18 protein-coding genes are annotated in these 22,999 nt (G+C 41.7%); 10 read left to right on the top strand and 8 right to left on the bottom strand.

Annotated features, from left to right (window positions below):
* Positions 1–48: 48 nt before the first annotated feature.
* The gene (locus L3V38_RS16945; RefSeq protein WP_237120096.1) at positions 49–891 is read right to left on the bottom strand and encodes an HDOD domain-containing protein; all 843 of its coding nucleotides are present in this window, start codon (positions 889–891) and stop codon (positions 49–51) included.
* A 268-nt stretch (positions 892–1,159) separates the two neighbouring features.
* Between L3V38_RS16945 and L3V38_RS16950 the strand changes: the two genes are divergently transcribed.
* Positions 1,160–2,863, top strand: a complete 1,704-nt coding sequence (locus L3V38_RS16950; protein ID WP_193988384.1) for a Zn-dependent hydrolase — start codon at positions 1,160–1,162, stop codon at positions 2,861–2,863.
* Between the two features lie 61 nt (positions 2,864–2,924).
* Here L3V38_RS16950 and L3V38_RS16955 read toward each other — a convergent pair whose 3' ends face one another.
* Positions 2,925–3,674 carry a transporter substrate-binding domain-containing protein gene (locus tag L3V38_RS16955; RefSeq protein WP_237120097.1) on the bottom strand — a complete coding sequence of 250 codons (750 nt, stop codon included), beginning with the start codon at positions 3,672–3,674 and terminating at the stop codon, positions 2,925–2,927.
* A 55-nt stretch (positions 3,675–3,729) separates the two neighbouring features.
* On the bottom strand, positions 3,730–4,134 hold the full coding sequence (locus L3V38_RS16960; RefSeq protein WP_237120098.1) for an HIT domain-containing protein: 405 nt from the start codon (positions 4,132–4,134) through the stop codon (positions 3,730–3,732).
* Positions 4,135–4,246: 112 nt separating this feature from the next.
* Here L3V38_RS16960 and L3V38_RS16965 point away from each other — a divergent pair, with 112 nt between their 5' ends.
* On the top strand, positions 4,247–6,472 hold the full coding sequence (locus L3V38_RS16965; RefSeq protein WP_237120099.1) for a S9 family peptidase: 2,226 nt from the start codon (positions 4,247–4,249) through the stop codon (positions 6,470–6,472).
* Positions 6,473–6,621: 149 nt separating this feature from the next.
* Positions 6,622–8,259, top strand: coding sequence for a methyl-accepting chemotaxis protein (locus L3V38_RS16970; RefSeq protein ID WP_130150819.1), 1,638 nt, complete (start codon positions 6,622–6,624; stop codon positions 8,257–8,259).
* Positions 8,260–8,304: 45 nt separating this feature from the next.
* Here L3V38_RS16970 and L3V38_RS16975 read toward each other — a convergent pair whose 3' ends face one another.
* The 4 genes from L3V38_RS16975 to L3V38_RS16990 all read right to left on the bottom strand — a co-directional run bounded on the left by L3V38_RS16975 (position 8,305) and on the right by L3V38_RS16990 (position 13,041).
* On the bottom strand, positions 8,305–9,828 hold the full coding sequence (locus L3V38_RS16975; RefSeq protein ID WP_237120100.1) for a leucyl aminopeptidase family protein: 1,524 nt from the start codon (positions 9,826–9,828) through the stop codon (positions 8,305–8,307).
* Between the two features lie 103 nt (positions 9,829–9,931).
* Entirely contained in the window at positions 9,932–11,614 is a 1,683-nt protein-coding gene (locus tag L3V38_RS16980; protein WP_062570182.1) for a carbon starvation protein A, read from the bottom strand.
* Between the two features lie 105 nt (positions 11,615–11,719).
* On the bottom strand, positions 11,720–12,772 hold the full coding sequence (gene dinB, locus L3V38_RS16985; RefSeq protein ID WP_237120101.1) for a DNA polymerase IV: 1,053 nt from the start codon (positions 12,770–12,772) through the stop codon (positions 11,720–11,722).
* A 62-nt stretch (positions 12,773–12,834) separates the two neighbouring features.
* Complete coding sequence (locus tag L3V38_RS16990) at positions 12,835–13,041, bottom strand: hypothetical protein (protein WP_237120102.1); 207 nt, start codon at positions 13,039–13,041, stop codon at positions 12,835–12,837.
* 153 nt (positions 13,042–13,194) lie between these two features.
* Between L3V38_RS16990 and L3V38_RS16995 the strand changes: the two genes are divergently transcribed.
* The 3 genes from L3V38_RS16995 to L3V38_RS17005 all read left to right on the top strand — a co-directional run bounded on the left by L3V38_RS16995 (position 13,195) and on the right by L3V38_RS17005 (position 15,746).
* The gene (locus tag L3V38_RS16995) at positions 13,195–13,623 is read left to right on the top strand and encodes a thioesterase family protein (RefSeq protein WP_237120103.1); all 429 of its coding nucleotides are present in this window, start codon (positions 13,195–13,197) and stop codon (positions 13,621–13,623) included.
* 12 nt (positions 13,624–13,635) lie between these two features.
* Positions 13,636–14,688 (top strand): aldo/keto reductase, encoded by a 1,053-nt coding sequence (locus L3V38_RS17000; protein WP_237120104.1) that lies wholly within the window; start codon positions 13,636–13,638, stop codon positions 14,686–14,688.
* Positions 14,689–14,831: 143 nt separating this feature from the next.
* Positions 14,832–15,746 carry an ABC transporter substrate-binding protein gene (locus tag L3V38_RS17005; protein ID WP_237120105.1) on the top strand — a complete coding sequence of 305 codons (915 nt, stop codon included), beginning with the start codon at positions 14,832–14,834 and terminating at the stop codon, positions 15,744–15,746.
* Here the strand turns inward: L3V38_RS17005 and L3V38_RS17010 are convergent.
* Entirely contained in the window at positions 15,697–16,308 is a 612-nt protein-coding gene (locus L3V38_RS17010; RefSeq protein WP_237120106.1) for a fumarylacetoacetate hydrolase family protein, read from the bottom strand. The genes L3V38_RS17005 and L3V38_RS17010 overlap by 50 nt on opposite strands.
* Positions 16,309–16,604: 296 nt before the next feature.
* Here L3V38_RS17010 and L3V38_RS17015 point away from each other — a divergent pair, with 296 nt between their 5' ends.
* From L3V38_RS17015 to L3V38_RS17030, 4 genes are all read left to right on the top strand, one after another.
* Positions 16,605–19,550, top strand: a complete 2,946-nt coding sequence (locus L3V38_RS17015; RefSeq protein ID WP_237120107.1) for a TonB-dependent receptor — start codon at positions 16,605–16,607, stop codon at positions 19,548–19,550.
* Positions 19,551–19,640: 90 nt separating this feature from the next.
* The gene (locus L3V38_RS17020; protein WP_237120108.1) at positions 19,641–21,182 is read left to right on the top strand and encodes a tryptophan halogenase family protein; all 1,542 of its coding nucleotides are present in this window, start codon (positions 19,641–19,643) and stop codon (positions 21,180–21,182) included.
* Between the two features lie 20 nt (positions 21,183–21,202).
* On the top strand, positions 21,203–21,928 hold the full coding sequence (locus L3V38_RS17025) for a SapC family protein (RefSeq protein WP_237120109.1): 726 nt from the start codon (positions 21,203–21,205) through the stop codon (positions 21,926–21,928).
* A complete protein-coding gene (locus L3V38_RS17030) occupies positions 21,928–22,938 on the top strand; it encodes a cupin-like domain-containing protein (protein ID WP_237120110.1) in 1,011 nt (336 codons plus the stop codon). Before L3V38_RS17025 ends, L3V38_RS17030 begins: the two co-directional genes overlap by 1 nt.
* The last annotated feature ends 61 nt before the right edge of the window (positions 22,939–22,999 follow it).

Here is a 22,999-nt window from a genome sequence, read left to right on the forward strand (position 1 = left end):
TTTCAATTACTTCATACTGAGTAAATAAAAATTATACCCTATGTGGCTTTAGTCGGTAAAAACAGCCTTAACCTCATTGAGCATATTGTGGTACTCATCAGTATTGAACATATCCAGAGACGCGATGACCCCTTTATCAACATACATTTGCAACGCAGCCGATTTATCTGAAACTTGTAAAATTCCCTCCAGAATCGCACCAATACGGATAAAATCTACGTAACAAATATGCTCAGGGCGGTAATTAGGATTTGCCCAGCTTTCAGCAACTTCAACAAACTCATCAGTGAAGCCCCATGCTCGCATGATAGCACCGCCGACCTTCCCCCCTAGCTTTTGAATAGCGTGGGCAAGAAAACTAGGATTTGCAAATACTTCGGGGTGTTTTTCAGCTTCAGTAAGAATGGGTAGCACGCCAATGTTATAAACCAACGAAGCGAGTGTAATGGTATCTCGATTCAATGAAGTGTGCTTATTCATATGTAAAAAGAAGTCCATTAAGGTAATTGAATGGCAGGCAACTTTAAGCGTCTTTTGCCATGCTTTATCCATATAACCTTTAATTAACTCATTATGTGAAACAAAAAGCTGTTCCATGGCCATTGCCGTAGCAATATTCTTAATTTGCCTTAAACCAATACGTGTTACCGCTTGATGTAAATTTGTGACCTTCACTGAGCGTCCCATAAATGCACTGTTGGCCACTTTAATCATTCTTGCCGATAAAGCAGGATCATGTGCAATGACATCCGCCATCTGCATTAAATTTACATTCGGATCGTCCGCCGCTTGTCTCACTTTGACAGCAACTTCCGGTAAGGTAGGTAACACTAACGTGTCATTATTTATTCTGTCGACCAAAATGGTCAGTAAAGCATTCTCTGTTGACATATACGTGCCATCCTCTTGAATTAGTCACTTGCAAATAACGTAAACTAATGACTGACATTCTTAGATTAATTATAGTTTTAGTATTATCTAAGTTAGCGCTAAAGTTAAGAAAAACACAGAAATTATATTTTTTTATTTTTAAGTCACTACCTGATAAATAAATATTGCTTCTAGCGCAGTAAACTTGCCATATATATGTCAGATTTGCTTTAATGCGAAGACATTCTGTTTTAAACGTAATGATTCTCTCTTTCTAACGGGCAAAAAAATGACATTAAATAAAATTAGCCAAGCACTTATCTTATCAGGTGCTGTTTTTCTTGGCGCATGCTCTAATGAGCAAGCAACCACTTCTCAAACTAAGCCTACAGCACAACAAACAAAGCAAATTACTGAAGAAAATAATCCTCAACTTATCAATGCTGACAAGAGTCGTTTAGATATTTATACAGACTTTACACTTACATCAGACTTAAGCCACTTAAGTGACAATCAAAAACAAATGGTTGGTAAGCTAATTGATGCATCAAAAATCATGGATCAACTATTTTGGCATCAAGCATTTGGTGAGAACAAAGACGCATTTTTAGCAAAAATTAATGATGAAAAAGTTCAGAAATTTGCAGATATCAACTACGGCCCTTGGGATCGTTTAAATGGCGATAAAGTATTTTTATCTGGCTACGAAGAAAAGCCACTAGGCGCAGGTTTTTACCCAAGCGATATCACTAAAGAAGAATTAAATAGCGCAAATGTTGAAGACAAAACAGGCCTTTATTCTGTAATTAAGCGTGATGAAAATGGCAAACTTTATAGCGTTGCATACTCTGTAGAATATGCACAAGAGCTTGAAAAAGCAGCGAACTTACTACGTGAAGCAAGTAAACTTGCTGACGACAAAGAATTTGCAAACTACTTAAGCATGCGTGCCGATGCCCTAGTAAGTGATGATTTCCAACCATCTGACTTTGCGTGGATGGATATGAAAAATAACCCAATTGATGTTGTTATAGGTCCTATCGAAACTTACGAAGATCAGCTATTTGGTTATCGCGCCGCCTATGAATCTTATGTACTTATTAAAGACCTTGCTTGGAGCGAGCGCTTAGCTAAGTTTGCTGCTTTTCTACCTGAGTTACAAAAAGGCTTACCTGTTGCAGACAAGTACAAGCAAGAAGTACCAGGCTCAGATGCAGACCTAAATGCTTATGATGTTGTGTACTATGCTGGCCACTCAAATGCAGGTAGTAAAACAATTGCCATCAACCTGCCAAATGACGAGCAAGTTCAATTAGAAAAAGGCACACGTCGCTTACAGCTGAAAAATGCAATGCGCGCTAAGTTCGATAAAATCTTAGTGCCAATTTCAGAGCAGTTAATCGTTCCAGAGCAACGTAAGCACATCACCTTTGATGCATTTTTTGCTAACACCATGTTCCACGAAGTAGCCCATGGTTTAGGCATTAAAAACACCCTTACAGGTAAAGGGACAGTTCGCCAATCACTACAAGAGCATGCCAGTGCCCTTGAAGAAGGTAAAGCAGATATCCTAGGGCTTTACATGGTTGAACAGCTACTTAAAAAAGGCGAAATCACTGACGGAACATTAGAAGATTATTACATCACCTTCATGGCTGGTATCTTCCGCTCAGTGCGTTTTGGTGCATCAAGTGCCCACGGTAAAGCAAATATGATCCGCTTTAACTTCTTTGCTGAAGAAGGTGCGTTTTCTAAAAATGCGGACGGCTTATACAGCGTTAACATGGAGAAAATGAGTCAAGCAATGGAAAAACTTTCGCGCTTAATCTTAACGATTCAAGGTGACGGTGATTACCAAAAAGTTGATCAGTTAATCGCAACTCATGGTGAGATTAAAGCTGAGCTTGCTAAAGATTTAGAAAAGCTAAGCCAAGCAAATATCCCTGTTGATGTAACCTTCAAGCAAGGTAAAGACGTATTAGGTTTAAACTAAACCAGTTATTTTGAAATAAAAAACGCTGCCAGTGGCAGCGTTTTTTATTATTTAAAGCTTATTAATGAGCAACAAAACTGAGTCCATACTTGTTGTTTAACTTTACGATATCGCCACTTATCAACATGTTATGAAACTCTCGGTTAAACTCATCAATAAAACGACCTAACTCTCGTTGTTTAGAAAAACCAAAATAGCCTTGATTAACAGTTAGCAAGGGCGAAAGCATAATAACGTCTTCAGCAATCCCTAATCTTTCGATTACAGGCTTTGCCGCACGCGGATGAGCCAGAAGCAAATCAACTCTATCGTACATTAACTGTAAAAAGCTTGCTTGCACACTCGCCACCTCAGAGAGTGACAAACTCGATTCATAACGCTTAAACTCTTGACCGTAATCCCAACCTCGAATTACACCTATTACGTCTTTTTTTAAACTAGCGAAGTTGCCAAGCCAAGTAACTGAGTTACTCGGTTTAGTATAAAATACAATAGGATCTTCATAGAAAGGCAGTTCACTGTACAGGATATATTGTTCGCGCAGCAGCGACTTGTAGGGCCCAATAATCGCATCAGCCTTCCCCTGCTCAACCATTTTCAACGCTCGCTTCAATGGCATCACATCGATAATCACGCTATGCCCTAAACGCCGACATATTTCATGAACAATATCAGCACCGAGTCCGGTAGCATCACCTTGGGGGTTAGGCTCCAAAATTGCGGGGAAATGGCTCCCTACAAAGTAATAGCTTTTAGCAAAACATGAAAAGGAGCTAAAAATAAAAAGTACTGAAAGCATTAATCTTTTCACTTTTTGCTCCCTCCTTTTAGTATTCTGAAAAATAAATTTTACTCTAGCACGAATATTAAAAATGCGCTTTAAGTGCTGAGATTTGCTTATCGCTATAAGGTATAGCAGGTAACTTTCCCCATACAGGTGCGGGCCATGCGGCATCGCTTTTAAAACGCGCAATATGATGAATATGTAATTGCGGTACCATATTACCCAGTGCAGCAACATTCAGCTTATCAGGGCTAAATACCTGTTGAAGCAGCTTACTTAACTTAGCAGATTCTTGAAGTAACATAATTTGTTGCTGTTCAGACAGGTCAATGATCTCTTTAACACCCGCCTCTCTTGGCACTAAAATAAACCACGGATATTGGCTGTCATTCATCAGCAATACTTTACACAGTGGCCAATCAGCAAGTTCGATACAGTCGCGCTGTAATTCTTTGGCCAGAGAAAACGGCGTGTGGGTATTTTCCATCAAAAAATCCTTAAATCTAAGTTGTACCCCTGCTACTTTATAGCATTTAGTTGCAGTTGCCTAAGCTTACCATTAACATCGTGGCAGTTTTTATTCGAGCAAAGGTACCCTTGTGCTAAAAAAAATTAAATATCTCTCACTTGCCCTGCCAATGGTTGCAACGGTATTTAGTGTAAACGCAGAACAACTCACCCTAGAACGTATTTTTGATGATCCAAGCCTAGCTGGTAAAGCGCCTGTACAATTAAAGTTTTCACCTGATGGAAGTCGAGTTACTTACCTACAAGGTAAAACAGATGACTATAACCGCTACGATTTATGGGAATACAATCTAAAAGATAACAAAAATCGTCTACTGGTTGACTCCGCAGCATTATTTTCAGGCCCAGAAAATTTATCTGATGAAGAAAAAGCACGTCGTGAACGTCAGCGTATTTTTGGTAAAGGCATTTTAGAATACAAATGGTCAAAAGATGGAAAGGCACTCCTTTTTCCACTTAATGGTGATCTTTACTACTACGAACTTGCCTCAGCTAAAAGCCGCAAGTTAACGGACACTGACGCATTTGAAACCGATGCACGTTTCTCACCAAAAGGCCATTATGTATCCTTTATCCGTGAGCAAAATCTTTACGCGCTTAATTTAAAAACGGGTAAAGAAATCCAATTAAGTAACGATGGCGGTGGCGTAATTAAAAACGGCATGGCTGAATTTGTTGCGCAAGAAGAAATGGGCCGTATGACGGGCTACTGGTGGTCAGGTGATGAAGCAAAAATTGCCTATACCCGTGTTGATGAAAGCCCTGTAAAAGAAGCTATTCGTAACGAAATTTACGCAGATGAAGTAAAGCTTTTTAATCAACGCTATCCGTTCACTGGCACTGATAATGTTGAAATAAAACTTGGCGTAGTAAATATCAACAATCAAAAAACTGATTGGATTGACTTAGGTGAAGATAAAGACATCTACATCGCTCGAGCTAAGTGGTTAAAAGATAACAAAACCTTGTCATATCAGTGGCAAGACCGTTCACAACACAATTTAGAGCTGCGTTTTTATAATAGCGATAGTAAAAAACAAAAAGTCGCATTAACAGAAACCAGCAAAACTTGGATAAACCTACACTTTGATCTTGAGTTCTTAAATGATAAAAAGCATTTTGTTTGGGCATCTGAACGCGATGGTTTTAAACACCTATATTTATACCGCACAAATGGTGAAATGATCCGCCAAATCACCCAAGGTGAATGGGTTGTTGACAGCTTAAAAGGGATTGATGAGAAAAAAGGCATCGTTTATTTTGCAGGTCGTAAAGACACAGCACTTGAGAGCCACCTTTACAGCGTACCGCTATTCAAAAAAGGCGAAATTAAGCGCGTAACTGAGCTAGGTGCTTACCATAATGTGGTGATTGCTAAAGATAACAAAACTTTTATCGATAACAGCTCATCAGTGAATAAGCCAGGCTCTGCAGCATTACGTAAAATCAATGGTGATTTCATCACTTGGCTTGAAGAAAACAAGTTAGATAAGTCACACCCATTAACGCCTTACCTAGCTGATTTAATCACCCCAGAATACGGCACGTTAACGGCTGAAGACGGGCAAATCATGCATTACCGTTTATTCAAGCCAACTAATTACCAAGACGGTAAAAAGCACCCGGTTATAGTTAACGTGTATGGCGGCCCTCATGCTCAGCGCGTAACGAACAGCTGGCGCAGCAAAAACTTATACTTCCAGTACATGGCGCAACAAGGCTATGTTATTTTCCAACTTGATAACCGTGGCTCATACAACCGTGGTAAAAAGTTTGAAGATGTGATTTATAAGCACTTAGGTGTGGCTGAAGTTGCTGATCAAATTAAAGGTGTCGAGTTCTTACGTACCCTTGATTACGTTGACCCTGAGCGTATTGGTATTTATGGCCACAGCTACGGCGGTTACATGGCACTTATGACCATGTTTAAAGCGGGCGACTACTTTAAAGCCGGTGTTTCTGGTGCGCCAGTAACTGATTGGGCACTTTACGATACGCACTACACTGAACGTTATGTCGGTCACCCTGCAACTAACGCGAAAGGTTACGAAGCAAGTGCCGTATTCCCCTATGCTGAAGGCTTAAAAGGCCCGTTGATGATTTATCACGGTATGGCTGATGATAACGTATTATTCACTCACGCCACTAAGTTGTTCAAACAACTGCAAGATCAAGAAAAGCAGTTCGAAATGATGACTTACCCTGGCTCAAAACACAGTTTACGTGGCAAGAGCGTGCAAACGCACTTACACCAAACCATCACAAGTTTCTTCAACCGACACTTTAACGTTGAGTAATTTGGTTTAATTTCGATAACTTAGACTAAAGGCTGATTGTAAAATCAGCCTTTTTTTTGTCTCAATATATTCTACTAGTTAACTAGATTTTCGACCTATTTTAGCTACGCTTAATACATTGCTCCTATGAGCATGACGAAGGAACATACATGAATTATTTACGCCGCTTTACTATTTTACAACGTCTTGCCATGCTGGTGAGCGTAGTAGTGATTGGTCTTATCTTTTTAAGCATATCAAGCTTAACGCAACAATATGAATCTTTAGAACAAGAACAATACATCAAAACCCAAAACCTAGTTGAATCAGCTCATAGTATTATTGAACATAACTATGCACTTTTTACAGAAGGCAAGCTCAGCGAAGAACAAGCAAAACAAGCTGCTTTGCAAACTATTTCTGCACTACGTTACGACAACAACAATTATTTTTGGATCAATGACTACCAACCAGTTATGGTGATGCATCCATTTAAACCAGAACTAAATGGTAAATCGCTTGCAGGCAGTAAAGATCCTGATGGCGTACTGTTATTTGTCGATATGGTCAATATTGTCAAAAAGCAAGGTGAAGGATTTATCCCTTACAAGTGGCCAAAGCCTGGGAAAGATCAACCCGTCGATAAAATTGCCTATGTTAAAGGGTTTGCTAAGTGGCAATGGATTGTTGGCTCGGGTGTCTATATCGATACCATTGAAGAAGCATTCGCTTCACTACGAAACCACGTCATTATCACTGCCGTGATCATTATCGCCTTGTTAACGGCGCTCAGTTACCTCATTGCAAATAGCATTTTACGGCCAACGCAGCTCGCTGCAGACATGATGAAAGACATCTCTCAAGGAGAAGGTGACTTAACTCAGCAACTTGATGAAAATGGTAATGATGAAGTATCACGGTTATCGCGCTACTTTAATCTTTACACAGCTAAAATGCGTGAATCGCTCAAGCATGTTGCACATAATGCCCAGCAAGTGAACCAATACGCTCACAATGTCGATGATGCCAGTAAGACCAACCTGTCATTTATAGAGCTTCAAAATGACAGTTCAACTCAAGTGGCTACAGCAATGGAGCAAATGACGCATCAAATCCACGATGTCAGTCAAAATGCCGAACAAGCCGAGCATGCAGCCAATGAAGCATCCCACAACGCTGAAAATGGCAAGCAAGTACTGAATAAAACCATCACGGCGATAGAGACATTGTCACATAATATTGAGCAAGTCAGTCAAGCGACCGCAGACCTTGCTGCCGAAAGTAACAATATAGGCTCTGTACTTGATGTGATTCGCAGTATCGCCGAGCAAACCAACCTACTGGCGTTGAACGCAGCTATAGAAGCAGCTCGTGCTGGTGAACAAGGCCGCGGCTTTGCTGTTGTCGCTGATGAAGTGCGTACCCTTGCCAGCCGCACAGGCAAGAGCACTGATGAGATTCAAGCCATGATCAGTAAATTACAAACCGGTGCCCAAGCCGCTGTTGATGCAGTTTCAGCAAGTCAGCAGCTTTCGAGCGATACCGTGCTACAAGCTGGTGAAGCGAACACATCGCTAACAGAAATTGAGCGTTTAGTGAGTGTAATTAAAGACATGAACAGCCAAATAGCACGCGCCACAGAGCAACAAACAAGCGCAGCAGATGAGGTAAATTTACGAATAAATGAACTTTCACAGTCAACAGAGCAATCCCTATCAAATACTCAAGGGTTATCAAATGACAGTGAAAACTTAAAGCAAAGCTCCCAAGCATTAAGCGATGTTGTAAACCGCTTTAAGCTCGACTAACGACAAAAAACCCGCATGACGCGGGTTTTTTCTTAATCTAATAACTTACAAACAATAACGTGCAAATAAGCTGCTAACTGTTGCAGCTGTTGGCTTACCATGCTGCCAATCGCCACCTTCTACGCCGCTACCTGCGATATCCATATGCACATAAGGTAATGGTTGCGCTGATTCAGTGCCATGTTTATCTAAGCCACCAACAATCGCTAAGAATGCCATTGGGAACTGATGACCACGAGCAGTTACAGCTGACGCAGCGTTATTACTTGAAAGTACATCGTCAGCTAACGTGCGAGGGCGAATGAAGTCATAATCTTCACGGCGGCTGCGAGATACTTCTGCACCATCGGCCCATAAGTCACCTAAATCAGCAAGCTTACGTGAAATATTAGCTTGGCGTGCAGGGCCATTTTCAACATAAGCACTGTAAGGCCCCATTGCTCGTGCTGCATGGCCTGTTAAAGTCGCCACGGTGAATAACTCTGGGTTTACTTCGTTTAACGCACGGTCTTTCATTTCGCTTAGTAAGTCACCCATTGCTAAACGACCTTCAGCATCTGTGTTACCGATTCGAACACGAACACCTTCACGACTCGTAATAATTTCGTCTGGAACAAAACAATCAGAACCGATCGAATTACGAACCACAGCGAGGTAAGCAATCACTTTTACGCCTTTTGGAGCAAAGTCAGCGACTGATTTCATAAAGCCAGCAACCGAAGCTGCACCGCCCTTATCGCGGCTCATACCTGCCATAAAGCCACCCACTTTAAGGTCTGCACCACCGGTATCGTAAACTAAACCCTTACCAACAAACATCAAGGTACGCTCAACGTCGCCTTCAGGTGCATATTCTAGTTTCACAACGCGTGGGTGATGGCGCTCAACAGCGTAAGAAGCACGTGCTACCGTGCTCATCATTGGGTAATCTTTGTCGATAGTGTTGATATCTGAAATCACCTCAACAGACACCTTGCTGCCTGCAAATAACTCAACGCAGTAATCTGCAAAACGTGGTGGTGCCATGCGCTCAGGCTCAGTACCACATAAATCACGCGCAGCATATTGACCCGCAGCAATCGCATTCACAGCTTTCGTTGTTTGCTCATTTGCGCCAATAAGGCTAATTTGACTGATAGGCTCAATGGATTGCCCATGAAATTCTCGCGCTTCAAGCGGTTGCCACAATGCCTGACATGCACCTAAAAAAGCCACCTCAAGTGCATGTTGATAACGCCCATCTTGGCTTGCTTGTGGTAAATACAAAGCTGGTTTAGTGCTACCTGATGCTTTGGCTTCTAATATACCTTGCTTTGCAGCATCAAAATAACGACGTACATCGTCATAGTCGCGATTAAGTGGACCTGTTGGTGCTAAAATTACACGTTTAGAATCAATCACAAGTAACGTTACTTGCTTACCAATACGTGCATCAACAGCTTGATGTGTAGTAATTGCTTGGCTTAAGTTTTGATCAGCTAAAGAAGAAAAGTCATCACTGATAATAATTAATGCATCGTGATCTGCATCAGCAATCTGAGGTGCTGACATTGCATGAGGGTATGCCATAAAAAAGGTCCTGCTGTTAGAAACATAGGACCGTATTATCATTGATTTGGTCAGCTATTGCCAGCCAAGCAAATTAAGCTGCTTTATGGCTGGCAAGCTAAGTTTACTGCTCTGTAACTTGCTTATTATCGTTACGATGCTTAACGATCACAGACCACGCTTCTAACATCACCAAAACGCTAATTACTAGCACTAAAACATCAAGGGTAACTAACAGCCAGTTACCTTGCTGATAGTATTCACCCAGTTTTATTACGCCAGCGAAAAACGCCATCACTAGCACAAAGCTCATCGGGATCAGTGTATATTTTGCAGGGCGGTTCGCTTTAATTAACATCACAGAAATAACCAGTAACGTTAAGCTTGCAAGGATCTGGTTAGTAGAACCAAATAAAGGCCAAATAATCATACCGCCACTGCCATCAGCGCCACCAGCACCAAAAGCGAGCAGTAAGCAACACAGTACGGCAATTAAGGTTGCAATCACACCATTGCGAATAATACTGATGTTATAAATATCACCCCACTCTTGGATAATATAACGCTGTAGACGCACACCCGAATCCATCGTTGTACCAGCGAATAACACAACCATCACGGCAAGTAATGTTGAAGCTATCTCATTTGATAAGCCCCAGCCACTTTCAATTAAGTTAGCACCGCCATTAATAAATGCACTGACACTACCAGCCCCTAAATGACTGTAAATTTCATGCCACTCTTCAGGCGAAACAGCAAGCGCAACACCACTTACCGCAACTAAGGTAATCAACGCTAGCATGCCTTCGCCCACGGCACCTAAATAACCAACGAAACGGCCATCGGTTTCTTTATTTAGCTGTTTAGAGCTCGTGCCTGATGACACGATACCGTGGAAACCAGACACCGCACCACAGGCAATAGTAACAAATAGCAGCGGAATAATACTTGGCGTATCCACCGCAGTTTGGGTATTAAATGCAGGCGCTGTGATATCTGGCATAGAAATAAATACCGCACCATATAGCAGGACTAAACCAACCAGTAGTTGCATACCATTAATAAAGTCGCGTGGTTGCAGCAGCATCCATACAGGTAGAAGTGAAGCGATAGCAGCATAAATGAATAAAATAATAATCCAGTTCGCATTTGCGCTTAAACCAAACATTTCGTCAGGTAAAGCAATTGGCATTCCGCTTCCTAGATAAATGGTGTAATAAAGTATCCCCACACCAACAAAGCAAAGTGGGATTAAAGACACTTTACGTCTTAATAACTGACCAATAACTAAAGCAACAACAATGGCAGCCCAAGCAGGAAAAACAGCATTTGGTTGTGACACAAATGACTTGGCAATAACCACGCCAAATACAGCGTTGACCATTAGCAGTACTAAAAATACCACAATCATAAATAACGCACGGGTACGTTTACCTATCACCGTCTCAGACAGTGCCCCCATTGACTTGCCTTTATTGCGGGCACTGGCCCACAAAGCGCCCATGTCATGCACACCAGCGAAGAAAATAGTACCAAATACAACCCAAAGTACAGCAGGTACCCAGCCCCAGTATACAGCAATCGCTGGGCCGACTATCGGCGCAGCACCTGCCACTGAAGTAAAATGATGGCCCCACAACACAACCTTGTTTGTAGGCACATAGTCAACACCATCTTCAAGTTCATGAGCGGGTGTGACAAAATTATCATCCATTTTGAAAATCTTCTCGGCGATGAATTTCGAATAGAAAAACCATCCGAACAACATACCGATTATTCCGAGCAGCACGATCACGACCGATTGCATAGTCATCTCTCTTATTTAGTTATAATGTTGTCTTAAGGAGGTGTATAGAAAGATTTAGCACCCCATTAGACACTATCAAACTTTCAACCACCAAGGTGTTAACCTTTAGTCTAATATACTGAGCTGAAAATGCTCATGAGCTTGACTCTTTATTCCAACACCTATTCCCAATAAACGCACTGGTTGGTCTTTGCCACGTTCATACGCTTTACTTAATAACTCTGAAAATATACTTTCATCTAATTGATGATGACTTTGATCGGCACTGGTTACTACAAAGTTCGCAAACTTCACTTTTACCGATAGTTTATTTATTCGGTTATGTAATTGCTGTTTATCAAGGCGGCGTGTTAATTCATCCATTAAAGAAGGTAACTGGCCTAAACACTCGTCTAAATTATTTTTGTTGTATTCATAGGTATGCTCAACACTCAGTGATTTACGTACCCGCTCTGTGGATACCTTACCAATGTATTCACCCGCACACTTTTGATATAAAGAAACGCCAAAATTTCCAACATGCTGCTGCATCCAATTAACCCCTTTTGCGCGAACATCAGCTCCTGTATAGAGTCCTTTAAGTTGCAGCTTTTCCAATGTCACCTTACCTACACCAGGAATTTTACCCAGCGGCAATTTTGCTAAAAAGTCATCGACTTGCTCAGGTAACACGACAAACTGCCCATTAGGTTTGTTTTCATCGCTGGCAATTTTGGCAATAAACTTAACGGGCGCAACACCAGCAGATGCAGTCAGGCCTGTCGTATCATAGATTTCTTGACGGATTTGCTGAGCCATAAGCGTAGCACTGCCTTTACAGGCGGTGCTGTTAGTTACATCAAGATAAGCCTCATCAAGTGATAAGGGCTCTATTAGGTCGGTATATTTAGCGAAAATAGCGCGTATTTGCGTGGAGATGTCTTTGTAGACCTGCATTCGCCCAGGCACAATGACCAGATCCGGACACAATTGTTTAGCGTGGTAGTTAGACATTGCCGAACGCACACCGTATTGGCGGGCAATATAGTTAGCTGTAGAAAGCACCCCACGACGACTATTACCGCCAATTGCTAACGGCACACTTGCCAATGCAGGGTTATCACGCATCTCAACGGCAGCATAAAAGCAATCCATATCAATGTGAATGAATTTTTTCATTAGGCACATAACAACTGTTTATTTATACAGTTATTATTATTTAATCTGCCTAATTGTGCAAGCTATGAGGTTTGACTTGAGTGCTCAGACGGTTTTTTACGGTTAAATAATCGATAGCCAAATAACCAAAATGCGCCTTCAAGTAAAAAACCAATCACAATTAAAGCGATAAAACCTGACATTGTGCCCATACTATAGCAGAGTAAAGCAAGTGCTAGTACGATGAACAAGGCTATCCACTTTATTATCCTCACTGTTATTTGCTGCATAATAAAATCCTTTATTGTGTATTCTATATGAGCCACACTTTACGTAAGCGTGAACCATTAAAGTTAGCACAATTTGCCGGAATTTCTAATTTCCTTGAGCTAAAAGCAGCATATTGCTAACCTAAGTTTTCTCACAATTAATGAAGATTTACTATGCAATCGTTTATAGAACAACATCCTATCAGAACAAAAATTAATGTCGCTTGGGGTGAAATGGATGCCCTGCAACATGTCAATAATGTGGTCTATTTTCGTTATTTCGAAACAGCTCGAATCGATTTTTTTACCCAACTAGGTTTTCTTAAAGATTTACAAGTAACAGGTATAGGCCCTGTGATCAGCGAAAACAATGCCCGCTATAAACGCCCTGTGACATTCCCTGATACAGTTCATGTTGGCGTAAAGATTAGTGACATTGAACAAGATCGTTTTATGATGCATTACACTGTATTTAGTGAAAGCCAAGACGCTGTCACCACCATTGGCTCATCACAAGTCGTTATGTTTAATTTTAAAACGGGTAAAAAAGCCCAGTTAAGCGATGAGCTATTAACTGCACTCAAAGCCCATTCTCACGATTAACAAGGAACTAATATGCTTTATAGTCCACTTGGCCGAAGTGGTATTGATGTTTCTCGTGTCTGCCTAGGTAGCATGACATGGGGCATGCAAAATAACCAAGCTGATGCCGATGAACAAATTGCTTACGCGTTAGATAAAGGCGTTAACTTTATCGATACTGCCGAAATGTATGCCGTTCCTCCTTCACCTGACACATACGGAAAAACAGAAGAAATTATTGGAAATTGGTTAGCTCGTAACAAAAGCAAGCGCGATAACCTTGTCATCGCAACGAAAATTGCAGGCAATGGGTTATCTTGGGTACGTGATGGCGGCGACATTAGTCGTCAAGCTGTGATTGACGCTGTTGATGCGTCACTGAAACGCTTACAAACTGATGTTATCGATTTATACCAACTTCACTGGCCAAATCGTACTTCGCCACATTTTGGCAAGCAGTGGCCTGGTATAGTCCGCTTTTCAGATGCCGACACCGAGCAAAATATAGCAGGTATGCTCGATATTCTTGAAGGTCTGAATGACTGTGTAAAGGCTGGTAAAATTAAACACTGTGGTTTATCAGACGATACGCCTTGGGGCATTAGCCAATACCTGCGTTTAAGTGAGCAGCATAACCTTCCGCGCATGGTTTCTATTCAAAATGAGTTTAGCCTACTGCATGCCAAAGATTGGCCTTATTTAATAGAGCAATGTATTCACGAAGGTGTCGCTTATCTGCCTTGGTCAGCTCTTGGTGGCGGCATGCTGAGCGGTAAATATTTAAATGGTAATCGCCCAGAAGGGAGTCGCTGGACTTTGGTACAGCGTAATGGACTATTTAGAGACACAGCGCAATCACAGCAAGCGATTGCAAATTATGTCGATATTGCAAAAACTTACAATATAACGCCAGCACAACTTGCTCTTGCGTGGTGTAACCAAGTTGATGGTGTTAGTTCGACCATTATTGGGGCAACCTCTATGGCCCAATTGCAAGACAACATAGCAGCTTTTTCAATTGAGCTATCAGAACAAGCTCTTACCGATATTAACGATGTATTCAAACAATACCCGCAACCTTTCTGAGCTTTAAAACTTCTGACTGAATAAGTATTAACACCCAAAAGCAATACTTATTCAGTAATTTATTTAACAACCCATTATATTTTCAATACTTTAGTGTATAGTTAACATAAGTAATTATGAGTGGGTTCTCAATGAGTAAGCATATGAAGTTAAAATTTTATACTGTTTTAAGCTTGTTTTTAGCGCCGTTAGCTCATGCCTCAGAAACATTATCAATTACTTGGCTCGAAAATGACAGCAAGCCGTTTTATCTAGAGAAAAACGACAAAAACCAACAGGGTGGTTTGTGTAATGAAATTACAGATATGCTTATTGAAGCGCTGCCTAACATTAGTCACAGTAAAGTATTACTACCGCAAAAAAGAGCAGGAAAGTACCTCGATGAAGGTCATATGGCGTGTTACTCCTGCATGATTCATCGGGAGCAGAAAACTAAGCGTGCGACTTATTCAATCCCAACCACGGTTTACCCTCCTTTCACAGTACTTAGTACCCATGAGCAAGCAAAAAAAATAACCCAAGCTCATGGTAACCCTGTTTCTTTGATTTCATTACTGACTGACTCTGGATTTATATTTGGTCAAAACGACGCGCGTAAATTCGGGAGCAAATTTGAAAAAATAGCTAAAAATACCAAGTTATACGAAAGCGCAGCGCTTAGTAGCACTGGTAGTCATCCGAGTTACGCGATTCTTACGCAACTTCAGCATGGTTATATTGATTACACAATTGATTACCCGTTTGTTGCTGATTATTACAATCAAAAAAATCAGCAACACATAGAAAAGCTAAGCATTGGTAACCCAAAGCAAAGTATGATGCTTGGCGCGATTGGCTGTTCAACAAGTGCTCCAAATAATTACGCCGAAAAAGTACTCGCTGAAATCAATCACGCATTAAAAACAAAAGTATTACCCAGTGAGCGCTACCAACAGAGTCAACGAGTATGGTTAGAGCAAAACTTTGCAGATTTTTCGTCACAGTATGAGCGCTTGATACTAAACCCAATCAAACAGCCTGCCACTGGTGAGACAACACCTCAGTCTGTTCATCCATAAGCAGCACTTGAAAAGTTGAACCTGATTCAACCTCCCCTACTCCTTCAGGTGTACCAGTCATAATGATATCGCCGTCTTCGAGATCCATAAATTCACTGATTTCAGATAAGATTTTCTCGGCATTATGAAGCATTAATTGTGTGTCACCATGCTGAGCAGGCTTACCATCTATCAGTAAACTAAACTGATAATGCTTGGTATCATTACATGGTACGAAGTCACTAAAAAGAGCGGCACCATTAAATGCCTTAGCGCGCTCCCAAGGTAACCCCTTATCTTTTAAATTTGATTGTAAACAGCGCTTTGTTAGGTCAAGCCCAAGCCCTACACCCGCAAGCTGTTTATCTTTAACTAAAAAGCACAACTCAGTCTCGTAGTGTAACTGTTCAGCACCGTGAGTAGCACAAAGCATATCTGACAAAGCACTATTGGGTTTTATAAATAACACCATACTGGTTGGCGTTTCATTATTAAGTTCTGCGATATGAGCTGCATAATTTCGACCAACACAAACCACTTTACTTGGTGTGACTAACTCATTTACAAATTTAACTGCTCGCATGATGGTCTCCTAGATTGTGCTTTTCGGTGAGCAACCTTTTCAATTATTGCTAAAAATAGATACATTTCATACTACAACAATAAAATTATAGCTAAAATAATATCTATAATAACATGAACATACATATTAATTGCGTTCATAAAAGTTATTTTTATTGACGATTGTTTTACTTTCTAATAACTTATTGTAAGCGGTTACATTTATAAAAATCGGGTTCGGCGATTTTTTTTGCAATAAAATGTAAGCGCTTACATTAGACAACAAACACAAAAATAAAACCAAATCTGGAGATTTGCATGAACCACACACAATTCAAGAGAAAGCAGCTTGCCATTAGCCTGTCTGTGGCAATGGGTTTAAGCGCGCTAGTTCCTCACTCAGCTGTCGCCGAAGAACAATCCGACAAAGCAAGTGATATTGAAGTTATACAAGTATCGGGGATCCGCGGTAGCCTTGTAAAATCAATGGACATTAAACGTCAATCTGCAGGTGTTGTTGATGCAATCACTTCAGAAGACATTGGTAAGTTCCCCGACACGAACCTAGCCGAGTCACTGCAACGTATCACCGGTGTCTCTATCGACCGAAGTAACGGTGAAGGAAGCAAAATTACCGTGCGTGGTTTTGGTCCTGAATTTAACCTAGTGACCCTAAACAATCGTCAAATGCCAACAACGGGCGGACGTTCATTCGATTTTGGTGACATCGCAACAGAAAGTGTAAGCGGTGTTGAAGTATATAAAACGGCGCGTGCCGACATCCCTAGCGGCGGCATTGGCGCAACAGTTAATATCACGACTGCAAAGCCACTTTCAAATCCTGGTTTACATGCTTCTATCGGTGCAAAAGCCGTTCACGATACATCGAATGAAACTGGTGATGATGTAACACCAGAATTATCAGGTATCTACAGTAATACGTTTAATGATGACAAATTCGGTATTTTAATCTCAGGTTCAGTGCAAGAACGCGATAACCGCGAGCAATCAATGGCGGTTGATAACTGGATCCCAAATGTCGATCTCTCTACCTCGCCAAACTTAAATGTAACAGACAACAATCAACGTGCAGACGGTACAACTTGGTACCCACAAAATGCGGGCTACGCTTTCTCTGATAACTCGCGTAAACGTACCAATGGCCAACTTGTACTGCAATACGCGCCGAGTGATCGCGTAACGACAACCCTTGATTACACTTATTCAAAACTAGAATTTGAAAAAGACGGCCGTAGTTTTGGTGTATGGTTTAACAACGGTGGTAATGTTAGTTCTGCAACGATTAACGAAAATGGGACGTATACTAAGGTTAGCGAGTTCGGCGGAGATTACTCAACAAACCTAAACCGTGGTGCAACAACCAACGAAAATAAATCTCTTGGTTTAAATATTGATTGGCAAGTAACCGACACTTTAAATATTGAGTTTGATGCCCATAACTCATCGGCAGAAACAGCGGGGGTTGGTTTAGGTCATGATGCCTTTATGATCATTGGTAATACCTCATGCTCGTGGTGTGAAAACCCAACTGTTAATATCGATGAAAAAATGGCTGATTTTAGCCAAGGCGAAATTCCACTAATTGATATGACATTAACCAATGGCCAAGCAGAGCTTCTACCTAGTGATATGGGAACGCTATTTGCTGGGGTTAATAAAGATACGAACACAAATGATCTTGATCAGTACCAGTTAAAAGGGACTTGGTTAAACGAAAATAATAGCGCCCTTACAAGTATCAATTTTGGTGTTTCACATACCAAAATTGACTTTAGAACCACACAAGCTTATTCAGAGCAACTTGCTGCTGGTTGGTGGTTAAACTCAGCTGATTGGTACAATGATGACATGTTTACTCGTGTTGATAGTTCAGGTTTATTAGACGGCTTCTCAGGCGGCGGTAACGATAAGCTATTAAACTACTACTACGATGCTGATTTTGATGAAATCGTTGCCATTGCCCAAAGCATTGACTGTGACCATCCAGATGGAGGCATTGGCGCATGTAGCTGGCCTGCTGAATTAAATGGAATGGTACAAGCAGGGCCGATTGATAATGATCATCGAGTAAGCGAAAAAACCTTATCATTCTACACTCAAGCAAACTTTGAAACTGAGTTTAACAATATGTATGTCACCATGGCGGTCGGTTTACGCTATGAAAAAACAGATGTTAGCTCGCAAAGCCTAGAAAAACCTGCAACAGGTATTACCTGGGTTAATGGTAATGAGTGGTCATATAACTTTGGTGAGCAGGCTTTCGCAAGTGGTGAAGGCAGCACCAGTGAATTTTTACCAAACTTAGATATTAATGTTGAAGTGACAGAAGATGTAATGGCGCGCTTTTCGTATAGCCGAACACTCGCCCGCCCTCCGGTTGATTCACTGCGTTCAACAACCTCATTTTTAGGTAACCCAAAAGTAGGTCAACGTAAAGTGGCTGTGGGTAACCCTGACTTGAAACCATTCGTAGCTGACAACATAGATTTATCACTTGAATATTATTATGGCGAAGGCAGCTACCTATCTGCAGGTTACTATCGTAAACAAGTTGAGAATTTCATTGTTAACATTACAACCCAAGAGACCATGGGAGATATTCGTGACCCATTCCTTGGCGAGCGTGCTGATCAAGCCCGTGAAGACTTAGCTGCAGAAGGAGTAACACCTTCTGACCAAGCTATTCACGATAAAATCAATGAAAATCAAGGAACTGAGCAAGGAACAGGTATTACAGGCATTGGCACTGATCCACTCACAATCTTTGATGTTTCTCGCGACACCAATGTGGAAACAGGTAACCTTTGGGGTTGGGAGCTGGCAGCACAACATATGTTTGGTGATTCGGGCTTTGGTATTGCCGCCAACGCAACTTTCGTATTCGGTGATGTTGAAGCAGACCGAGATGCTATTGGCTATCAATTTGCTCTGCCTGGCTTAAGTGATTCAGCTAACTTCTCTGCTATTTATGATTTAGACGGTTTATCAGCTCGTATTTCTTATAACTGGCGTGATGAATTCTTAACCGGCTTTGACCAACATGCTTCACCAATCTTCACTGAGTCTTATGGTCAGTGGGATATCAACGTGAACTATGCAGTAAACGAGAATCTAACGGTGTTTGTTGAAGGTCTAAACCTAACAGATGAAACGCAGCGTACCTACGTTCGTTACTCTGAGCAGCTGTTACGTGCAAACCAATACGGTGCGCGCTACAACATCGGCTTCCGCTACTCGTTCTAGCATTTTGTTGTCAAAAAAGCCGCTCAACAGCGGCTTTTTTTTTCACAATTATGCTAGTTTGTCTATATAGCACTTGAGGTAGCCTTGAACATGCAACACAAAGAAGTAAAAAGAGTCGTCATTTTAGGTGGTGGTACTGCAGGCTGGTTATCTGCAGGGTTAATTGCAGCCCAGCCCCATTTAACTCACAACGCACAGATCACCCTGATTGAGTCGCCCGATATTGCCACCATTGGTGTTGGTGAAGGTACTTGGCCAACCATGCGACAAACCTTAAAAACCATCGGCATTAGCGAAAGTGAATTTATTCAACGTTGTGATGCGTCTTTTAAACAAGGTTCACGCTTTGATGGCTGGTGCGACGATAAAGGCGACGCACATTATTACCACCCGTTCAGCTTACCTGTGGCGTATCAGCAATTAAATATTGCACCTTACTGGTTTGCTAATAGAGATGCGGTGAGTTTCAGCCACGCGGTGGCAAGCCAAACCTACTTATGCGATCACCATAAAGCACCAAAAAACCACTTACATAGCGCCTATCAAGGTGAAGCAAACTATGGCTATCACTTAGATGCCGGTAAGTTTGCCACGCTGCTACAACAGCACTGCACCACAAAACTAAACGTTGAGCACATCATCAGCCATGTTGAACGCATCAATAGCGATGAAGATGGCTATATTAGTTCATTGCAAACCCGCGATCATGGCACTATTGCAGGTGATTTATTTATTGATTGCTCAGGCACCCACGCAAAGCTGCTACACCAACATTACGGTATCGAGCTAATCGAGCAACAAGATGTACTATTTAACGATCGAGCTGTGGCCGTACAGGTGCCTTATTTAAATCCGCAGCAAGAGATCCTGTCTTATACCAAAGCCACTGCGCAAGATGCTGGTTGGATTTGGGATATCGGCTTACAAAGCCGCCGTGGTCTAGGTATGGTGTACTCAAGTCGTTTTGCCAGCAGCGAAGATGCGAAACAAGCGCTTAGTCAGTACATTGCAAAAACCCAACCCGATACAAACCAAAATGAACTAACCTTTCGTGAGATCAGTTTTACCCCAGGCTTTAGACGCCGTTTTTGGTATAAAAACTGTTTAGCTATTGGTATGTCTGCTGGCTTTATTGAGCCACTTGAAGCCTCAGCGTTAGTCATGGTGGAGCTTGGCTTGAATAACTTACTTGCTAATTTCCCAACACATCGTGCTGCAATGCCGACACTGGCAAAGCGTTTTGATGAGCAGGGCCATTATCGCTGGCAACGTATCATTGAATTTTTAAAGCTGCATTATGTGTTGTCAAAGCGCACTAGCCCCTATTGGCAAGCCCATAAAGAGGCAAACTCAATTCCTCAGCAGCTACAAGAAAATTTAGCACTGTGGCAATATCAAAGTCCCTGGCTAAACGACTTTGACCGCGCTCAAGAGGTTTTCTCTGCGGCTAGTTACCAGTATGTACTTTATGGCATGAAACAACTACCGCAATTTCCAGCTCTAACAATGCCTTCAGCGATTGTTGAACACTTTAGTGCTAACCAACAACAAGCCAAGCGCGGATTACAACAACTACCAACGAACCGCGAGCTGTTAAATCATATTCAGCAATTTGGCATACAACCTATTTAATCTCAGCATTAGGAGGCCCAATGGCCAATCATGTCTTACTTGATAACATCAGCCATAAAGACCTAAAAGTGATCACCACACGCGGTGCTAACTGGGGCGATAATATTAGCTGCGCTACCGTATTCCCAAGCGAGTTTGCTAAAGTTCAAGCAAATCAACCCATCGTATTTCGTAAGCACCCTCAAACAGGCCAATTTGAAGCCTTGGCTTTATTTGGTTTTGAAAATGGCGAAAACTTGTTGCTAAACGAACAAGGCGAATTACAACTGAGTTACTTACCACTGAGTATGCAGCGCCAGCCATTTTTAATTGGTCAACAAACCCAGTATAACAATGGCATTCCTGAGCAATCACTAGTGGTACATATTGATTTAGACAGCCCACGTATAAGCACACGCGATGGTGAAGCCATTTTCCTTGAACATGGTGGAAATAGCGAATACTTAAATCATATAGCTCAGGTACTTAACGCGTTACATCAAGAACACCAAACAATTAATCAGTTTTTTGAACGTTTGCTAAGCGTTGAATTACTCGAAACGTTTAGCATTGAATATGCTCAAAAAAATGGTGAAAAAGTCACTGTAACTGGCTTCTATACCATTAACCAGCAGGCACTAAATAACTTAACCGCTGAACAACTCAAGCAGTTACAACAGCAAGGAGACTTGCAGGCTATTTATATGGTGCTGGCATCAATGGAGCAAATTCCTCATTTGCTTAATAAAAAATGGGCTAGGCAGTAATGTTTGCGGCTGCGCCAATAAAAGAATGCCAGGCTGCAAGCATTGCTGATCTAAAAGCGTTTTTAGCTGAGCTAACTGAGCCACTGGTAATAAGAGATCTCTGCGCTGATTGGCCACAAGTCATTGCAGCTAAGCAAAGCTCTAAAAGCGCCTTAGACTATCTTTTAGGCCTTGCCAATAACGCCCCAGTACGCAGCTTTAGTAGCGACGCAATTCATCAAGGTCGCTATTTTTATAACGCCGATTTTTCGGGGCTTAATTTTTCACAGCACGCCGATAACCTACTTTCTGTACTAAAAAAATTAGCACTATCACTCACACAAACCGACAGTGATTCATTGTATATGGGCTCTACAGCTGTGGAGTATTGCGCTCCTAGCTTTAGCCTTAAAAACCCATTGACAGTGACCGATTATAACTGCCTAACAAGCCTCTGGGTGGGAAATCATAGCCAGATTGCGGCTCACTATGACAATGCCGATAACCTAGCTTGTGTTGCTGCGGGTAAGCGTACGTTTACTCTATTGCCAACGGAACAGGTCAATAACCTCTACATTGGTCCACTCGAATTTACACCCGCTGGGCAAGCGGTTAGCTTGGTTGATTTTAATAACCCCGATTTCAGCCGCTTTCCACGTTTTAAAGAGGCTGTAGCAAAGGCACAATCGGCCACCCTTGGACCTGGCGATGCTATTTATATTCCAGCGCTTTGGTGGCATCAGGTTAGCGCAACCAGTCCGTTTAATGTGTTGGTGAACTATTGGTGGCGACAAGCCCCAGAGTATTTAGCAAACCCATTTGATGCCATGCTGCACAGTATGCTGGCAATTAAAGACTTACCAAACGAGCAAAAACAGAAATGGCAGCAACTTTTTAATCATTATGTGTTTGCTGATGATGTGGATTTAGCAAGCCATGTTGCTGAGCCTGCGCAAGGGATATTAGCGGATATCGACGAACTTACGGCCAGAAGAATAAGACAGCTATTACTACAAAAGCTCAACCGATAGAATGAACCAAAAGCCAGCGGATGCAACGAGTTCGGCGAAGCATCTGCAGGCTCTTGGTTCA

Origin of the sequence: Pseudoalteromonas sp. L1 (genome assembly GCF_021728095.1) — a bacterium.
GTDB lineage: Bacteria > Pseudomonadota > Gammaproteobacteria > Enterobacterales > Alteromonadaceae > Pseudoalteromonas.